The 17008-nt window shown below is 52.4% G+C and carries 14 protein-coding genes; 8 read left to right on the top strand and 6 right to left on the bottom strand.

The features are described from left to right. The 6 genes from acs to BM025_RS10915 all read right to left on the bottom strand — a co-directional run. On the bottom strand, nt 1-1937 hold a 1937-nt coding region (acs, locus tag BM025_RS10940), incomplete at its 3' end, for an acetate--CoA ligase (RefSeq protein WP_085850896.1). Between the two features lie 86 nt (nt 1938-2023). Beyond that, the gene (locus tag BM025_RS10935) at nt 2024-2788 is read right to left on the bottom strand and encodes an ABC transporter ATP-binding protein (RefSeq protein ID WP_244515608.1); all 765 of its coding nucleotides are present in this window, start codon (nt 2786-2788) and stop codon (nt 2024-2026) included. 9 nt (nt 2789-2797) lie between these two features. Next, nucleotides 2798-3559 carry an ABC transporter ATP-binding protein gene (locus BM025_RS10930; protein ID WP_085849625.1) on the bottom strand — a complete coding sequence of 254 codons (762 nt, stop codon included), beginning with the start codon at nt 3557-3559 and terminating at the stop codon, nt 2798-2800. A 13-nt stretch (nt 3560-3572) separates the two neighbouring features. Further along, nucleotides 3573-4796: a branched-chain amino acid ABC transporter permease gene (locus tag BM025_RS10925; protein ID WP_085849624.1), complete on the bottom strand. Its 1224-nt coding sequence runs from the start codon at nt 4794-4796 to the stop codon at nt 3573-3575. A 3-nt stretch (nt 4797-4799) separates the two neighbouring features. Continuing rightward, entirely contained in the window at nt 4800-5831 is a 1032-nt protein-coding gene (locus BM025_RS10920; protein ID WP_085849623.1) for a branched-chain amino acid ABC transporter permease, read from the bottom strand. A 179-nt stretch (nt 5832-6010) separates the two neighbouring features. After that, nucleotides 6011-7354 carry a substrate-binding protein gene (locus BM025_RS10915; RefSeq protein WP_085849622.1) on the bottom strand — a complete coding sequence of 448 codons (1344 nt, stop codon included), beginning with the start codon at nt 7352-7354 and terminating at the stop codon, nt 6011-6013. A 282-nt stretch (nt 7355-7636) separates the two neighbouring features. On the opposite strand from BM025_RS10915, the gene BM025_RS10910 reads away from it, so the two are divergent. The 8 genes from BM025_RS10910 (at nt 7637) to BM025_RS10875 (ending at nt 16869) form a co-directional block, all read left to right on the top strand. Next, nucleotides 7637-9043 carry a helix-turn-helix domain-containing protein gene (locus tag BM025_RS10910; RefSeq protein WP_085849621.1) on the top strand — a complete coding sequence of 469 codons (1407 nt, stop codon included), beginning with the start codon at nt 7637-7639 and terminating at the stop codon, nt 9041-9043. A 78-nt stretch (nt 9044-9121) separates the two neighbouring features. After that, complete coding sequence (locus tag BM025_RS10905; RefSeq protein ID WP_085849620.1) at nt 9122-9526, top strand: response regulator transcription factor; 405 nt, start codon at nt 9122-9124, stop codon at nt 9524-9526. Then, the gene (locus tag BM025_RS10900) at nt 9519-9857 is read left to right on the top strand and encodes a hypothetical protein (protein ID WP_085849619.1); all 339 of its coding nucleotides are present in this window, start codon (nt 9519-9521) and stop codon (nt 9855-9857) included. Before BM025_RS10905 ends, BM025_RS10900 begins: the two co-directional genes overlap by 8 nt. Further along, nucleotides 9858-12563, top strand: a complete 2706-nt coding sequence (locus BM025_RS10895) for an ATP-binding protein (protein ID WP_090875343.1) — start codon at nt 9858-9860, stop codon at nt 12561-12563. Nucleotides 12564-12703: 140 nt separating this feature from the next. Continuing rightward, nucleotides 12704-13939: a FliM/FliN family flagellar motor switch protein gene (locus BM025_RS10890; RefSeq protein ID WP_085849618.1), complete on the top strand. Its 1236-nt coding sequence runs from the start codon at nt 12704-12706 to the stop codon at nt 13937-13939. Nucleotides 13940-14173: 234 nt separating this feature from the next. Beyond that, nucleotides 14174-14377 carry a hypothetical protein gene (locus BM025_RS10885; protein ID WP_085849617.1) on the top strand — a complete coding sequence of 68 codons (204 nt, stop codon included), beginning with the start codon at nt 14174-14176 and terminating at the stop codon, nt 14375-14377. A 43-nt stretch (nt 14378-14420) separates the two neighbouring features. Then, complete coding sequence (locus BM025_RS10880; protein WP_085849616.1) at nt 14421-14648, top strand: hypothetical protein; 228 nt, start codon at nt 14421-14423, stop codon at nt 14646-14648. A gap of 115 nt (nt 14649-14763) precedes the next feature. Beyond that, a complete protein-coding gene (locus BM025_RS10875) occupies nt 14764-16869 on the top strand; it encodes an enoyl-CoA hydratase-related protein (protein ID WP_170842176.1) in 2106 nt (701 codons plus the stop codon). Nucleotides 16870-17008: the final 139 nt, after the last annotated feature.

Genomic DNA, 17008 nt, shown 5'->3' with positions numbered 1-17008 from the left:
ATCGAATTACTGATCAATTCTTCGACAACGGCTGGTTCGGCGAGAGTTGAGATGTCGCCCATCGTGCTTGTGTCGTTTTCGGCGATTTTTCTTAGGATGCGGCGCATGATTTTGCCGGATCTGGTTTTGGGCAAGCCTGGGGCCCATTGGATGAAGTCAGGTTTGGCGATGGGGCCGATTTCTGTGCGGACCCATTTTTCCAATTCCTTTTTCAAGTCGTCAGACGGGGTTTGATCGTTCATCAATGTGACATAGGCGTAGATGCCTTGGCCTTTGATTTCATGAGGAAAACCGACGACTGCGGCTTCGGCCACGGCGGCGTGAGCGACCAGTGCACTTTCGACTTCGGCGGTGCCCATGCGGTGGCCTGAGACGTTGATCACATCGTCCACGCGACCGGTGATCCAGTAGTATCCATCGGCATCGCGGCGACAGCCATCGCCCGAGAAATAGTAGCCTTTGTACTGTTGGAAATAGGTCTCTTGGAACCGCTCATGATCGCCCCAGATGGTGCGCATTTGACCGGGCCATGAGTCCTTGAGACACAGCACACCTTCGGCTTCAACCGAGGTGATTTCTTCGCCTGTTGTTGGGTCCAAAATCACAGGTTGCACGCCAAAGAATGGCAACGTGGCAGAGCCCGGTTTGGTGGGCACAGCGCCGGGCAGGGGTGCCAAAAGGTGCCCGCCTGTTTCAGTCTGCCACCACGTGTCGACGATCGGCGCTTTGCCTTTGCCGACCACATCGTTGTACCAATTCCACGCTTCGGGATTGATCGGTTCGCCCACGGTGCCCAGCACTTTGATGTCGGACAGATCGTACTTTTCGACAAAGTCATTGCCATGCGCCATCAACGCGCGCAAAGCCGTCGGCGCGGTGTAGAATTGGTTCACTTTGTGCTTTTCGCACACGGCCCAGAACCGGCCAGCGTCGGGGTATGTCGGCACGCCTTCGAACATCACTGTCGTGGCGCCGTTGGCCAGTGGACCGTAGACAATATAGCTGTGGCCCGTGACCCAGCCGACATCTGCGGTGCACCAAAACACATCGCCATCGTGGTAGTCGAACACGTATTTGTGGGTCATAGCCGCATAAGCCAAATAGCCGCCAGACGTGTGTACCACGCCTTTGGGTTTGCCTGTCGAGCCAGATGTGTAGAGCACAAACAGCGGGTCTTCGGCGCTCATCGGGCGGGGCGGGCAGTCAGGTGAAGCGTGTTGCATCAGATATTTGACGTCGACATCGCGACCATCGATCCAAGTGATTTGATCGCCGGTGTGTTTGACCACAAGGCAGCGCACTTTGTCAGAGCAATGCAGCAAAGCTGCGTCAGCGTTGGATTTAAGCGCTGTTTTGCGCCCGCCACGCGGGGCAGAGTCGGCGGTGATCACCACTTTGGCACCACTGTCGTTGATGCGGTTGGCAAGCGCATCAGGGGAAAATCCAGCAAAAACAATGGAATGGATCGCGCCAATGCGGGCGCAGGCGAGCATGGCATAGGCGGCTTCGGGGATCATCGGCAGATAAATCACCACGCGATCACCGCGCATCACCCCTTGGGACAAAAGCACATTGGCAAAGCGATTTACCTTTTCCGATAGCTCTTTATAGGTGATGTGCTGCGCGTCAGCATTGGGATCATCAGGTTCGAAAATGATCGCAGTTTGCAAAGCACGGGTCGGTAAATGGCGGTCGATACAGTTGGCTGAGACGTTCAAAACGCCGTCCGCATACCATTTGATATCGACTTTTCCGAACTCGAAACTGGTTTGTTTGACTTGGGTGAAGGGTTTGATCCAATCCAAAATCTTACCCTGCTCGCCCCAAAACGCATCAGGATCAGACACAGACGCCGCATACATCGCATCATAGCCCGCGCGATCAATATGAGCCGAGGCCGTAAATGCCTCATCCGGTGAATAGGTCGTGTCGGTCATGGTGTTCCTCCCCAGAACATAGATGGACCGCACGGCTCAGGTGCGGTGCGCCCCGCCAGTCCATCTATGGTGGGCAGGGCTTTTAATCAGATTGCCAAATATTCTGCTCTCAACGTTTCGTTTTCAAGCACCTCTTTGGCTGACCCGTCATAGACAACGGTGCCTGTGTCGAGAATGACGGCACGATCTGCAAGGTTCAATGCTCGAACCGCATTTTGTTCTACTAAAATAGTCGTGATGCCCTGTGCTTTAATGATCCGCAGCGTTTTTTCGATTTCATCCACGATGACAGGCGCGAGACCTTCGTAGGGTTCATCTAAGAGTAACACTTTGATATCGCGGGCCAAAGCGCGGGCGATGGACAACATCTGTTGTTCGCCGCCTGATAGGGTGATGCCCTCTTGTTTGCGGCGTTCTTTGAGGCGTGGAAACAGATCGTAGATGCGTTCTAGCGACCAGCCAATCGGTTCAACAATCTGTGCCAATTGCAGGTTTTCTTCAACTGTGAGACCCGGAATGATGCGACGATCTTCTGGTACCAAACCAAGTCCTGCGATGGCCGCCTCATGGGCTTTCATCGTGTGCAGGTGTTGGTGATCAAGCCAGATTTCGCCATGCGTCACCATCGGATCATCCAGTCGTGCAATGGCACGTAAGGTCGAGGTTTTGCCCGCCCCGTTGCGTCCCAAAAGGGCAAGGATTTCGCCCTCATGCACGTTGAAAGAGACACCTTGCACGATGTAGCTTTCGCCATAGTAGGCGTGCAAATCCCAAACTGAGAAATACGCAGGTGCGCTTTCGGCGTGGTTGGCAGACATGTTTTCAGCGGTTTTATATTGTTTTTCAGCCATGATGCGCTCCTAAACTTCCTGCGTTTCGCCCAAGTAGGCTTCTTTAACCTTTGGGTGGCCTTTGATGTTGTCCGGCGTGTCCTCGACCAGAGGGGTGCCTTGGGCCAAAACGGTGATGCGATCAGCAAGGGAAAACACCACATGCATGTCGTGTTCGATGATCGCCATGGTGATATCGCGCTGTTCTTTGATTTCTTTAAGCAAGTCGATGGTGTTGTTTGTATCAGCACGCGCCATGCCGGCTGTTGGCTCATCAAGCAACAATAGGCGCGGGTCTTGCACCAAACACATAGCCATCTCAAGGCGACGTTTATCACCGCGTGACAAAGACGATCCATTCATATGACGTTTGTCGATCATATTGACATCAATCAGCATTTGTTCTGCTTTTTGCAGAATGTCCGGTTCTTGTTCGATGCTCTCATAGGCGTGCATGCGAAACGAACCATCGCGTTTGGCAAAGCAGGGGATCAGCACGTTTTCCATTACTGTGAGATCACCAAATATCTCAGGCGTTTGGAACACGCGACTGATGCCCATCTGGTTGATTTCATGTGGCTTTCGCCCCAGAACAGACTGCCCATCAAAGGTGACAGACCCTGTATCAGGGATGAGCTTTCCGACCAAACAGTTGAGCAACGTTGATTTGCCCGCCCCGTTTGGCCCGATGATGGCGTGGACCGTGTTCTCCTGCACCGAGAGATTGACGTCTCCCAACGCTTGCAGACCGCCGAACCGTTTTCCAACGCCTTTGACTTCAAGAATTCCCATATCTGATGTCTCCTTAAACGACGTGTTTGGACGGTGGGGGGGTGTGATCTGGATCACTTTCATCGAACTTATCGGTCTTTTTACGTCCCTTGCGCGCAAGGCGTGCTAGGCGTTTGAGGCCCTCGACCAAGCCACCCGGCAAGAACGTCACCACAAGCATAAAGGTGATGCCAAGTGTCAGGTGCCAGCCTTCGCCCGTGAAGCGTGCAAAAATCCAAACGACAACTTCTTCGATGCCATCAGGCAACCAGTGGAACCAAGAATGCAGAACGGTTTCGTTGATTTTGGAAAAGATGTTTTCAAGGTATTTGATCACACCTGCGCCCAAAACTGGCCCCATCAAGGTGCCTGCGCCGCCAAGGATGGTCATGATGACAACCTCGCCAGAGGCGGTCCAAAGCATCCGATCAGCACCCGCTAAAGGGTCCATAGCCGCCAGCAAGCCACCCGCAAGACCAGCATACATGCCAGAGATCACGAAAGCTGCCAAAGTGTAGGGCTTGGTGTTCAAACCCATGTAATTCATGCGTTGTTGGTTCGATTTTACGGCCCGTAGCATCATGCCAAAGGGCGACCTAAACAGGCGGATGGCAACATAAAACGCAATGATCGCGATGATGGCACAAAAATAGAAGCCGACATTAAAGGTGAACACGCGGTTTAGGGCTTCGACTTTGTATGAGCTGTTCATCGCAAGGCCAAAGATGTTGGTCACAGGCAAAGATGTGCTTGTCGTGGCACCATCCAAAACGCGTGGATCGCTGAGCGACAACTGCAAGCCTGTCTCACCATTTGTGATCGGGGTCAGCACGGAATAGGCCATCTTGTAGCACATCTGAGCAAAGGCAAGTGTCAGAATTGAAAAGTAAATCCCTGAGCGGCGCAGTGAAATATAACCGATCACCACCGCCAAAAGTCCAGACACGATCATCGCCAAAAGAATGGCTGGGATCACGTTCATTGTTAGAAGTTTGAACATCCAAACGGCGGCATAAGACCCTATGCCCAAAAAGGCAGCGTGGCCAAAGGACAGATAGCCGGTGAGACCGAACAGAATGTTAAAACCCACAGCAAAGATGCCAAAAATGGCAACTTTTTGCATCAAATCAGGATATCCACCATTGAATTGGTCCAGACCAGAATTCGCAGCGAAGGGTTGCATGAGGATTGGTGTGAAAATCGTGAGCAAGATCACGATAAGCAAGAATTTTGAGTCAGTTTTGTTTAATCCAAGCATGGTTTACTCCTCCATCACGCCGCGTTTGCCCAGCAGACCGCGTGGACGGGTCAGCAAGATGATGATGGCGACGACGTAGATGATGATCTGGTCGATGCCGGGGATGATAGATTTGATTTCGTTCATAGAGGCAAAGCTCTCAAGCACGCCAAGCAAGAACCCAGCCGCCACAGCGCCGGGCAAACTGCCCATGCCGCCGACCACAACCACAACGAATGACAGCACCAAAAAGTCCATGCCCATGTGATAATTGGGGCTCAATATAGGCGCGTACATCACGCCCGCCATGCCCGCGACTGCGGCAGCAAGACCGAACATAATGGTGAATCGGCGGTCGATATCGATTCCAAGCAAGCCAACCGTTTCGCGGTCTGCCATGCCGGCGCGCACGACCATGCCGAAGGTGGTGAAGCGCAAGAATGAAAACACCGCGCCAATGACCACAGCTGCAAAGAGAAAGTAAACCATGCGCCAATACGGGTAGATGATCACGTTTGGATCAAACCCAAACATCGCCCCAAAATCAAACGACCCTTTGAACACCTCGGGGGCAGGGGTCGAAATCGGGTTGGCACCGTAAAAGTATTTGATCACTTCCTGCAAAACAATCGCAAGGCCAAAGGTCACAAGGATTTGATCCGCATGGGGGCGTTTGTAGAAATGTTTGATCAGCCCGCGTTCCATAATAAAGCCAACAGCAATCATAATGGGAATGGAAAATAAGATCGCCAAGGGCACAGCCCAGTCGATCAAAGCCCCACCAAATTCGGGACCAAACCAAGCCTCGACATAGGGGGTCTTAATGGTGGCAGGATTGCCCAAAAAGTCGACCTTTGTCGGATCGATCGTTTCAAACGAGAGCGACAAAATGCGCGAGAGCGTGACAGCACAAAAAGCGCCGATCATGAAAATCGCGCCGTGTGCAAAGTTGACCACGCCAAGCGTGCCGAAAATTAGTGTAAGCCCCAGCGCGATTAGCGCGTAGGCCGAGCCCTTGTCGAGTCCATTAAGGACCTGCAATAGGATGGCGTCCATCGTCCCCACCTGTTCATTTCTTTCCACGTAGCTTTCCCATGTCCCAAGATCGTTGATCTTGAGGCTGAGTGCCGTTTTGTGTGGAATTTGAGTGTGTTACTGTCAGTATTGTCTTTTTTTATTGTGTTGGCTGGGCGCGTGATGCACGCGTCCAGCCTGTGTTTTGCAAAAACCGAAGCTTATGCGCCTGGGTTACATGCGCCCAGTGCACCGCCCGCAAACATTGGGTGGTCTGCTGGGTATGTGACTTGTGCCGCAGGTGTGACTTCCACAATTTCCAAAAGATCGAATTCGGATGTTGGGTTTTCTTTCCCGCGCACAACCAGAACGTCTTTGAAGCACTGGTGATCGTCTGCACGGTAAAGTGTTGGACCGTTGCCCAAACCGTCGAATTCGAACCCTTCGAGAGCTTCGCCAACCGCACATGGGTTGAACGATCCGCCACGTGCCACAGCATCCGCGTAAAGCAACGTCTGACAGTACACTGTGTGTGCCGCCTGGGACGGTGGGAAGCCGTATTTCGTGCCGAATGATTTCACGAATGCTTTGGATGCGTCGTCTTGCAAAGACCAATGCCAGTTCGTGGATCCGTGGATACCAGCAACGTTTTTGCCAGCGCCGCGCGCCATCAAACGTGAGTACAATGGAACAACGATTTCAAAGTTCTTGCCGTTCACTTGCTTGTCACGCAGGCCAAATTGTACCGCGTTTGTCAAAGAGTTGACCATGTCCCCACCGTAGTGGTTCAAGACCAAAACATCTGCGCCAGAGTTCAAAACAGGTGCGATATAGGATGAGAAATCGCCAGCACCCAGTGGTGTGCGCACTTTCTCAACTGTCTGCCAACCCATAGCTTCGGTGGCCGCAGCAATCGATTCTTCTTGCGTCCAACCCCATGAGTAATCAGCAGTCAGGTGGTAAGCCTTGCGATCGGAACCATAGAGGTTTTTCAACACAGGTGCGAGCGCTGCTGCTGACATATAAGCGTTAAAGAAGTGACGGAAACCATTGGCTTTTTTGTCTTTGCCAGTGGTGTCATTTGAGTGGGTAAGACCCGCCATAAAGATCACGCCAGCTTCTTGGCAAAGACCCTGAACAGCAATAGCAACACCAGAAGAAGAGCCGCCAGTGATCATCACTGCGCCGTCTTTTTCAATCATGGATTTGGCAGATGCACGTGCCGCATCAGATTTGGTTTGCGTGTCGCCTGTGACGAACTCGACTTTTTTACCAAGAATACCGTTGCCTTCGAGCGCTTTGGAGCTGAACGTGTTCAGCATACCGCCATCGCCGCCACCATTGAGGTGCTCAACAGCAAGTTCGTAAGCGCGCAATTCATCTGCGCCCTCATCAGCATAGGCACCAGATTGTGGCACGTTGAAGCCAAGCGTCACAGTGCTGCCCGTCGGATCGTTGGTGAACGCAGATGCGCCCGATGTGAAAATCGTTGGCAGTGCTAGACCCGCGCCAGCGACGGCGCTTGTCTTAAGCAGCCCACGACGCGTGAGAAGTGAATTGGACATGGAAATCCTCCCTTAGGGTTTCAGTCCGCAAGACCCGCGCCTCCTCGCGCTGGTATTGCGTTTCCTGCCTCGCCCTTAACGATTGAGCTGTTAACAGGATGCTCAAGTATTGCGTGCGAAGTGAAAATGACTCAACAAGTGCTTTTGTTTAAACGGTTTTTTTGTTAACAAATACACAACGATATCGTTTGATTTGTAAATCTATTTTCGCGCACTTGCAGCAATTGACCCGTGCGGGTGCAGAAAGTCTTTGAAAAAACACGAAAAAAGCAGGGATAAACTATGCCACGATCAGCCCTCACAGGGACACGAATACGCGAACGCCGCTCTCTTGAGGGGCTAAAGCAGGCTGATTTGGCTCGTAGCGTTGGTATTTCACCTGCATATCTTAACCTAATTGAACACAACCGCCGTAGAATCGGGGGCAAGCTTCTTGTTGATCTTGCGCGTGAACTCAACGTAGAGCTTGCAGCCTTAACAGAGGGTGCACATGCGCCGCTGATTGATGCGTTGCAAGGTGCCGCCGCAGAAAGCGCAGCGCTGAACGATCCCATTGAAACTGACCGGATTGAAGAATTTGCAGGCCGCTTTCCCGGCTGGGCGGGCTTGGTGGCGCAACAACGCGAACAAATCACGCTGCTTGAGCGCCGCGTTGAGGCCCTCAGTGATCGTTTGGCGCATGACCCCTTTTTATCTGACGCCTTGCATGAAGTATTGTCTACGGTCACCGCAATTCGGTCCACCGCTGGTATTTTAAATGCTGGCGATGACATTGATCCCGATTGGCAGGTGCGGTTTCACCGCAATATGTATGAAGACAGTCAACGCCTTGCGACAGGATCGCAGGCTTTGGTGAGCTATCTTGATACAGTCGGCAAAGCAGATGAAGCGCCCAATGCGCCTTTGGATGAGGTGGAAAGCTGGTTGGCCAGCACGGCCTACGCGCTGCCTGAAAACGCGCTAGAGACACCGATATCGGCGGGGGGTGGCATAGCTGGCGATGAGGTCACGCCTTTAGATAAGAGCGCGCAAAGTGATATGCTGACTTCGCCCGCGGCTCGAGCTTTGGCTGCACAATGGCTTGAACGTGCGCGGCGGGATGCGGCGGCGATGCCTATGGGGGACGTCGAAGCGGTTTTGGCCGATTTTGGCCCCGATCCTGCAGCTTTGGCACAACGCACTGGCGCAGATTTAGCAGCAGCTATGCGTAGACTTGCCACCTTGCCAGCGGCTGAGGGACGCGCGGCATTGGGGTTGGTCACCTGTGATGGATCAGGCACATTAACCTTTCGCAAGCCACTTGATGGCTTTGCGCCACCGCGGTTCGGCGCGGCGTGCCCGCTTTGGCCGCTGTATCAAGCTTTGCTGCGGCCTTTGTCGCCCGTGCGCCGGGTCATTGAACATATGGGGCAACCGCCACGACAGTTTTTGGCCTATGCCGTCTGCCAACCCGTGGTGCCATCGGGCTTTGACGCGCCTGAGGTGGTCGAAGCCACGATGCTTTTCGTGCCCATAGATGCCGTTATGGATGCTGCCGCGCGATCTGCGCGTCCGTCGCAAAACGTGGGGGATATTGTCGAAGTTGGTACCAATTGCCGTGTGTGTGCGCGGGTCAAATGCCCTGCGCGGCGTGAGCCATCTTTGCTGTCTGGGGATGTTGGTAGTTCTTTTTTGAATGAGGTGTCGTGACATATTCCAAAGAACGCTTTTGACTTAACGCTCTGAGCGCGTAATAACTGTCTGATCTTGAGGAGGAGGAAGTCGGCTATGGGCAAGCGTGTCCTGCTGATCGAAGACGAACCAAACATTATTGAGGCGATTAGATTTATCTTGTCGCGGGACGGATGGATTGTGGAAACTCATTCTGATGGCGCCAGTGCTGTCGGGGCCGTGAACGCGAAACAACCAGATATCGTCATTCTTGATGTGATGCTGCCCGGCAAATCGGGTTTTGATATTTTGCGCGATCTGCGCGCCGATCCTGAACATGCGGCTTTGCCCATTTTGATGCTCACCGCGCGGGGTCAAAAGAAAGACCGCGACATGGCGCAAGCGGCGGGCGTGTCTGCTTTTATGACAAAACCGTTTTCAAATTCTGGTATGTTGGATGCCGTGAACGGGCTGATGGCTGCGGGCGATGCGCCGGTTGTGGATGTCTCTGGTGATGGCTGAATCAGGGCGCTCTCCGCTGTATCTGGCGCGGTCATCTTATCGCCGTAGGCGTTTGATCGATGCGCAAAGACTTTTGCCTATCTTTTTGTTTTTACTGTATTTACTGCCTTTGCTTTGGGGCGGTTCCAGTCAAGATGATCCCATCGGGGGCGGTGTGCGCGGCTATGTGCATGTGTTCAGTGTTTGGTTGGGCGCAATCGTTATTTCGGGTCTCATTGCGCGAGCTTTGATGAAGGCGGAAACGCTTGAAGATGCCAGTCGCGATTTTGGGGAACCAAAGCAAACGACCACAAGCGATCAAAGCGGCGATCAAGGCACTGGAGATCTCTAGATGCTGCCGTTTAATATTCTTGTTCTGGCGTGTTTAAGTTATGCGGGATTTTTATTTGCAGTCGCGTTTTGGGCTGAAAAGCGCGCTGAGCGGGGGGAACTTGGCTGGCTGCGCTCACCTATGATCTACACTCTATCTTTGTCGATATATTGCACCGCTTGGACCTTTTATGGTGCGGTGGGGTATGCCGCGCGCTCGGGCTTGGAATTCGCGACAATCTATATGGGACCCACGATGGTGATGATCGGGTGGTGGTGGATTTTGCGCAAACTCGTGCGCATCGGCCGCACCCAGCGCATCACCTCTGTAGCGGATCTCATTTCATCACGCTACGGAAAATCCACGACCTTGGGTGTCTTGGTGACTGTGCTGGCAGTGGTCGGCACAACACCCTATATTGCGCTGCAACTTCAATCTGTTGCACTGTCTTTCGCAGTCTTTGGTTTGGCCAATCCAGGTCGTCTGGTCCTGCCGGATTTGAACAACACAGCGCTTTGGGTTGCCGCAGGGTTGGCTTTGTTTACCATCGTGTTCGGCACCCGAAATCTGGATGCCAATGAACGCCACCACGGTGTTGTCACGGCCATTGCGCTGGAAGCCATTGTGAAATTCTTCGGTCTTGTGGGCGTTGGTATTTTTGTGGTTTGGGGGATTGGCGATGGGGTGAGTGATATGTTGGCACGCATTGATGCGTCGCCTGTGACCAATGTCGATATTGATGGCACACGCTTTTTAACCCTGACGATCCTATCTGGCGCGGCGTTCTTAACGTTGCCACGAATGTTCCAAGTCTTGGTGGTTGAAAACGCCGAAGAGCGGCATTTGTTCACCGCAAGCTGGGCCTTTCCGCTCTACTTGTTCGGCATGTCTCTGTTTGTTATCCCGATAGCTGTGGTTGGCTTGGATGTACTGCCTGATACCTCAAATCCAGATATGTTCGTGCTGACTTTGCCTCTGAAGTACGATCAGCAAGCCCTTGCTACTCTTAGCTTTTTGGGTGGATTTTCATCGGCAACATCCATGGTTATTGTTGCTGCGATTGCTTTGTCGACGATGGTGTCGAACCACATCGTTATGCCCATTTGGCTGTCATCACGCAAAGAGGGCGCGACTGTGGTTGGTGATGTGCGCTCTGTGGTTTTGCTGTCGCGCAGGCTGTCTATCGCGGGGGTTTTGGCGCTTGGATATCTTTATTTCCACTTTTCCGGAGGGTCCGAAGCGCTGGCGGCAATTGGTTTGATTTCTTTTACAGGCATAGCACAGGTTTTACCTGCAATGCTGGGTGGAATTTTTTGGCGTGGCGGCACGCGCACTGGTGCCATTGCAGGGCTACTGATTGGATTTACTGTCTGGGCCTATACGATGTTTTTGCCCTCGTTTGGCGATGCCGCGGGGTTTACGACTGATCTTTTGACACATGGACCATGGGGCATTGATATGTTGCGCCCTCAGGCCTTGTTTGGGGTCGAGGGCGTTGATCCTGTGGTGCATGCTGTCGTGTGGTCTTTGGCGCTCAACACTGGCGCATTTATAGTGGGGTCTTTGCTGTCCTTTCCGCGCCCTGTTGAGCGACTTCAAGGGGCACAATTCGTCAATATTTTTGAACACACGGGGTCCACTCGCAGTTGGTCACATGGCACAGCCGAGGCCGAAGATCTGTTGGTGATGGCGCAGCGCATCATCGGCGCGTCAGAAGCCCAAGCCTTGTTTTATGCAGAAGCTGACGCCCAAGGAAAACAAGGCTATCTGCCTGATCCAACGCCACAGTTTTTAGAACGGCTAGAACGTGAACTTGCGGGCTCTGTTGGTGCTGCAACGGCCCATGCGATGCTGGGACAGATTGCAGGCGGGCTTGTGGTTTCTGTTGAAGATTTGATGGCTGTGGCGGATGAAGCCGCGCAATTGCTGGAACATTCAAGTCAGCTTGAAGCGCAGTCAGAAGAACTTGCGCGCACAGCCAGAAAGCTACGTGAAGCCAATGAAAAGCTTACAGTTTTATCGATTCAAAAAGACGCATTTTTAAGCCAGATTTCGCACGAGTTGCGCACACCAATGACCTCGATCCGCGCCTTTTCGGAAATTTTGCGTGATGGAAGTGCCGGGACCGAGGAAATGGACCCTGAAAGTTTGACACGATTTTCAGGGATCATTCACGACGAGGCGCGGCGCTTGACCCGTTTGTTAGATGATCTACTGGATTTGTCCGTTTTGGAAAATGGGCAGGTGTCGCTCAACTGGTCTCGCACCAATTTGCACGATGTGATCGATCGCGCTTTGGTCGCCACAGAACAGGGGCTTGAAGGGCGTGATTTGATTATTGAGCGCAACGAGGTTTCAGAACATATTGCGATTGAAACCGACGCGGATCGTTTGGCGCAGGTGTTTATAAATTTGGTCGCAAATGTACGCAAATACTGCGTCAACGATGCGCCTGTTTTGCGTATTTCTGCGCGGCGTTTAGAAAACGATCACATTCAAGTGGATTTCACCGACAACGGAATTGGTATTCCCGCGCAAAATCAAACAGTTATTTTTGAAAAATTCTCTCGGTTGAGCGATCAGGCCAAAGCGGGTGGGGCAGGGCTTGGCCTCGCGATTTGTCGGGAAATTGTCGACAACTTGGGGGGCTCAATTTCCTATTTGCCGGGACAAGGTGGCGCATCGTTTCGCATTGATTTGCCGCGTGTTCATACCAAAAAGCGGTAAACTGCGCTGAACTCGCAGGTTTTATGCTGCAATTTGTTCGAAGGCCTCTGAAATCAATAATTTATTTACCTCGATAGGGCCAAACTGAACAAAACCCCTTTCGGGATAATTGTACATTGAGCAGTCAAAGCCGCACACCTATGTCTGACGAAGACCTCATTTCTGCCATGCGGCGCAAAGCCGGTGTGGGGCGTCCGCCCCCTGATGTCACGGCTATGTCCGCGGCAAAAGCGCTGCGTTTGGCTGTTGCCAAAGCGGCAGAGGATGTCACAGGCATGGTGATGCAGGTGACCGATGTGCAAGAAAGCCTGACAACCATCAGCGTTTTGCCAAGTGCGATCCCTGATCATTCGTTGTTGGCGCTGCTTGAGGGGCCAGAGCACGCCTATGGTTTGGCGATCTTTAGTTTGGCTGTCACGACTTCAGTTGTTGAACAAATGACCACGGGCAATGTTCAAAAATACGCTCCCGAAGAGCGCTCCCCTACCTCAACTGATTCTGTGATGTGCTTTGAACTGATTGACAGCATGTTGAAATACTTTGAGAAAATTGTGGTTGAAGCCGTGGAGCCTCCGCTTGTCGATGGCTACTGTACCGCCGCACAACTGTCTGAACCGCGCTCTATCCCGATTGCTTTTGACGACATCCGCTACAAAATGTTTCGCATAACAGTCGATATGGGGCGTGGGCTACGTCAAGGCGAGATCATGTTTATTTACCCCGCCATGCGCCCAAAGCCGAAACTCGAACCCGGTGTGCAGTCTGATTGGGAAACAAGTTTTCAAGCCTCTGTTCTTAAAACCGAGGCAAGTTTGGAAACGGTGTTGCACCGTGTGTCTTTGTCTTTATCCGATGTCGTAGGACTGGAAATTGGCATGACCCTTCCAATCCCACGAGAGGCCTTCACACGGGTCGAAGTGGTCGCCGATGGACGCCGCATGTCCTATGGGCGATTGGGGCAAATGAACGGTCATCGCGCCATCCGTATTGACTTTGATCCACCTGAAATTTCTGACGACGAGGGGGGTATCAGTATGGGGCTGGGCACTGATGCAATGGCTGGTTTTGACGTCGGTGCTGATGTGCCTGCGTTGGATATTGCGGGCGGCATGGATGATTTCTCGGGTGAGTTGCCAAGTCTTGGGGACCTTCCTGCCATGGGAGGTGGCGAGGCGGATATGTCCGGCGGTCTGCCATCATTGGGGGGGCTTGGTAGTGATTTCCCAGCTATGGGAGACATGGGTGATATGAGTGATATCGGTGATATGAACGCTATGGGTGATATGGGTGGCGATCTGCCGTCGCTCAGCGACCTTGGCGATCTTGACGGCATGTCCGACTTCCCTGCGATGGGGGATATTCCGCCACTTGAGTAGCGGGTTTGCATCAATTGCGTTGCTAATGAGTTGACCTAAATCAATGAATTTGAGTGAAAAATATGGTAGTCTTCGTGCATAGGAGAGTGGCATATCTGTGCTGCCGTGCATGTATAGGGGATGCCGCGTTGCGATACTGCGCCCTAAGTTGCCAAAATAGGGGCTCTTTGCGCGAAAATATATACGCAGAATCGCAGCGAAACACACCAGAATTTGCACATTCAGGAGGATCACATGCCCAACTCAAATGAAACGAAAGTGGATCAAAGAGGCAATGACGTGGTGGTGAAAGCTACCAATACTCAAGACATAAAGTCTGAGGGGTATCAAAGATTCGGCGTTGGTTTTGATGCTCATGGTACGTTCAAGCCTGCGGATACTGCCCAGACAAAAGATTCAGACGATGCCGAAGATTTGTGGGACAATCTCCCAATTTAATGGGGTATGGTCTTGTGAGAATTACATTTAGCAGGAGGCCGACATGGCATTCGAAGCACTCAAAATCCAAGTATATATGATACTTGACGAAATCGCCGCCCGTCCTTCGGATCGCCATATTTTGCAAGAACAACTACGTGAAAAACTTTCAGAGCTGTCCTCATTGGGGCTGCCCTTGCCACAAGACCTTGTGGATTTGGAACTTGCTCTTGAGCAAAGCAATGCTGATATTCTTTATCCCGCACGTGACACAGGCGATGACAGCGTGTGATCTTTCGGGCAAATTGAGCACATAAACGTGTAATTTTCCTTTCCATCCAAAGGGTTCTTGATTTCCCCCTTTGGTTTTCGGCATGATCAGACAAAATCTGACGCGCGGAGAGGATATGACCATACCCGAAGTCGCACCTGCATTGACGCCCAAAGTTCCCTCTATGATCGACACGCATCTTGAGGGCGGTGTCGCCTATATTCTTTTGGCCAACCCGCCCGTAAATGCGCTGACACTTGCTTTGCGCAGCTCTCTTTTGAGCAGCCTGCAGATTGCACAAGACGATCCTTCGGTCAAAGTGATTTGTTTGCGCGGCCAAGGGGGGGGCTTTTCAACGGGGCTTGATCCCAAAGAAATGACACGTTTGCCATCTGGGGCAAACGAGGCATCGCCAACATTACAAGAACTGTGTTTTGCCATTGAAAACAGTTCGAAACCGGTGGTCGCCGCCCTACATGGCGCTGTTTTTGAAGCTGGTTTAGCCTTGGCACTGGCCGCCCATTACCGTATTATTGGCCCTAAAGCGCGTGTTGCGGCGCCTGAAGTCACCGTTGGTTTGGTGCCTGGAGGCGGAGTCACGCAGCGTTTGCCACGTTTGGTCGGTGCTGCGGTGTCGCTTGAAATTTTGTTGTCGGGCAAAGCTGTGATGGGGTCGCAAACCTTGGCCTTGGGGCTCTGTGATCAAGTTATTGATATGCGTGACCAAAAGGGCGTGACGGCCTATTGCGCTGATTTGGTTGATCGTGGTGCTGAGGTGCGTCGCACCAGTGAAGCCCGCAATGGTTTTCTGGATGGTGCCAGCTACATGAAAAATGTTGCAGCGCGGCGATCAACACTTTCTGAGACGCATCTGAAGGCCCCGCAGTTGATAATTGACTGTGTTGAAGCGGCTTTGTTGCTGCCGTTTGACGTGGGTGTGCGCAAAGAAGATGCTGCACGGCTCGACGTGCTTGGGTCCGCGCAGATGCGTGCGATGAGCTATGCTTTTTTCGCAGAGCACCGTGCCGCACAGCCCCGTGGCATTGATGTGTCACTCGCTCGGCCTGTGAAAAAAATCGGGATTGCTGGCGTGTCCAATGTGGCGCTTGGCATCGCAAAATCCGCGCTTGAAAACGGATTTGAGGTGGTGATCTTTGGCTCTGATGCCAATCAAGTGGCTTTGGCGCAGGGTAAAATAACACGGTCTTACGATGCAACGCTGCAGCAAGGGGGCATGTCCTCCGCAGAGCACGCGCGCTGTTTGGCACGGTTTCAGGGTGCGAGCGAGCTTGAAAGCCTGAAATCCTGCGACATGGTTATTGACGCGACAACGGGATCAGTCGATCGGCGGGCGCAAATCTTAACCCGTATCGAAGAATTCGTCGCCCAAAACACTATTTTGGCGACCATCAGTGATCATGGTTTCGGTTCTATTTCTCAGCATTTGTCTCACCCAGATCGTTTTCTCGGGATGCACTTTTTCGGCATGGCACATGATGTGCGTGTGGTTGAATTGGTGAAAACAGACACCGTTGCGCCCGCTGCATTTGCCACTGCATATGCTGTCGTGAGAAAGCTTGGTAAGACCCCTGTAAGTGTGACTGCGCGCGATGGGTTGATTGCCAATACAGTGCAAAGCGCTGTTTGGGCCGCCGTGGATGTGCTGCTTTTGATGGGGGTGCGCCCGTCTCAAATTGATCGCGCGATGGAAAATTATGGCATGTCAATCGGACCTTGCGCTCATTTGGATGTGCTTGGATTGCAGAATGTTTCTGGCGCTGCCGCGACAGTTCTAAGTGACGCTGGACGTCACGGGCGTGGTGGTCGTGGCGGATTTTACGACTATATCCTGAGCGAAGAAGGACCTAAGCGCCAAGATGACACGCAGGCTATGGTGCTAATTGATGAGCTGCGCAAAGGTGCGGGCATTGACCGGGTAACGATGTCTGATGCGCAAGTGTGTGATCGTATCGTTTTGGCACAATCCAATGCGGGGGCGCGCGCTTTGCAAGTCGGTGTTGCAGCCCGCCCTGTGGATATCGACACTGTGATGGTGCTGGGAAAAGGGTATCCGCGATGGCGAGGAGGACCGATGTTTGCCGCTGATGTGATGCGACCTTTGGTGGTGCAAAAAAAATTACTCCAATTCGCACAAGAAGCACCGGATATTTGGGACCCAAGCCCCCTTTGGGGCGATTTGGTTCGAAGTGGTAATGATATGAAATCATTAAATAATATATAATATACCCAATTTATAGCAGAGCGACGCGGAACACTTAGGTCTCATGAATTAGGCATTTTGCGTTGAATCAAGCTCCCGGTTTCATCTTGATTTGATACAGATCAAGGCTGTGATTTCAGCGCTATATTATCAAACCTTA

Source organism: Pacificibacter marinus, from assembly GCF_900109555.1.
Classification (GTDB): Bacteria; Pseudomonadota; Alphaproteobacteria; order Rhodobacterales; family Rhodobacteraceae; genus Celeribacter; species Celeribacter marinus_C.
This window is presented reverse-complemented; position numbering and strand designations above follow the sequence as displayed.

Coding starts and splice junctions, on each gene's coding strand:
- BM025_RS10935 (WP_244515608.1), bottom strand. CDS start 2,788: ATGGCTGAAAAACAATATAAAACCGCTGAAAACATGTCTGCCAACCAC.
- BM025_RS10930 (WP_085849625.1), bottom strand. CDS start 3,559: ATGGGAATTCTTGAAGTCAAAGGCGTTGGAAAACGGTTCGGCGGTCTG.
- BM025_RS10925 (WP_085849624.1), bottom strand. CDS start 4,796: ATGCTTGGATTAAACAAAACTGACTCAAAATTCTTGCTTATCGTGATC.
- BM025_RS10920 (WP_085849623.1), bottom strand. CDS start 5,831: ATGGACGCCATCCTATTGCAGGTCCTTAATGGACTCGACAAGGGCTCG.
- BM025_RS10915 (WP_085849622.1), bottom strand. CDS start 7,354: ATGTCCAATTCACTTCTCACGCGTCGTGGGCTGCTTAAGACAAGCGCC.
- BM025_RS10910 (WP_085849621.1), top strand. CDS start 7,637: ATGCCACGATCAGCCCTCACAGGGACACGAATACGCGAACGCCGCTCT.
- BM025_RS10905 (WP_085849620.1), top strand. CDS start 9,122: ATGGGCAAGCGTGTCCTGCTGATCGAAGACGAACCAAACATTATTGAG.
- BM025_RS10900 (WP_085849619.1), top strand. CDS start 9,519: ATGGCTGAATCAGGGCGCTCTCCGCTGTATCTGGCGCGGTCATCTTAT.
- BM025_RS10895 (WP_090875343.1), top strand. CDS start 9,858: ATGCTGCCGTTTAATATTCTTGTTCTGGCGTGTTTAAGTTATGCGGGA.
- BM025_RS10890 (WP_085849618.1), top strand. CDS start 12,704: ATGTCTGACGAAGACCTCATTTCTGCCATGCGGCGCAAAGCCGGTGTG.
- BM025_RS10885 (WP_085849617.1), top strand. CDS start 14,174: ATGCCCAACTCAAATGAAACGAAAGTGGATCAAAGAGGCAATGACGTG.
- BM025_RS10880 (WP_085849616.1), top strand. CDS start 14,421: ATGGCATTCGAAGCACTCAAAATCCAAGTATATATGATACTTGACGAA.
- BM025_RS10875 (WP_170842176.1), top strand. CDS start 14,764: ATGACCATACCCGAAGTCGCACCTGCATTGACGCCCAAAGTTCCCTCT.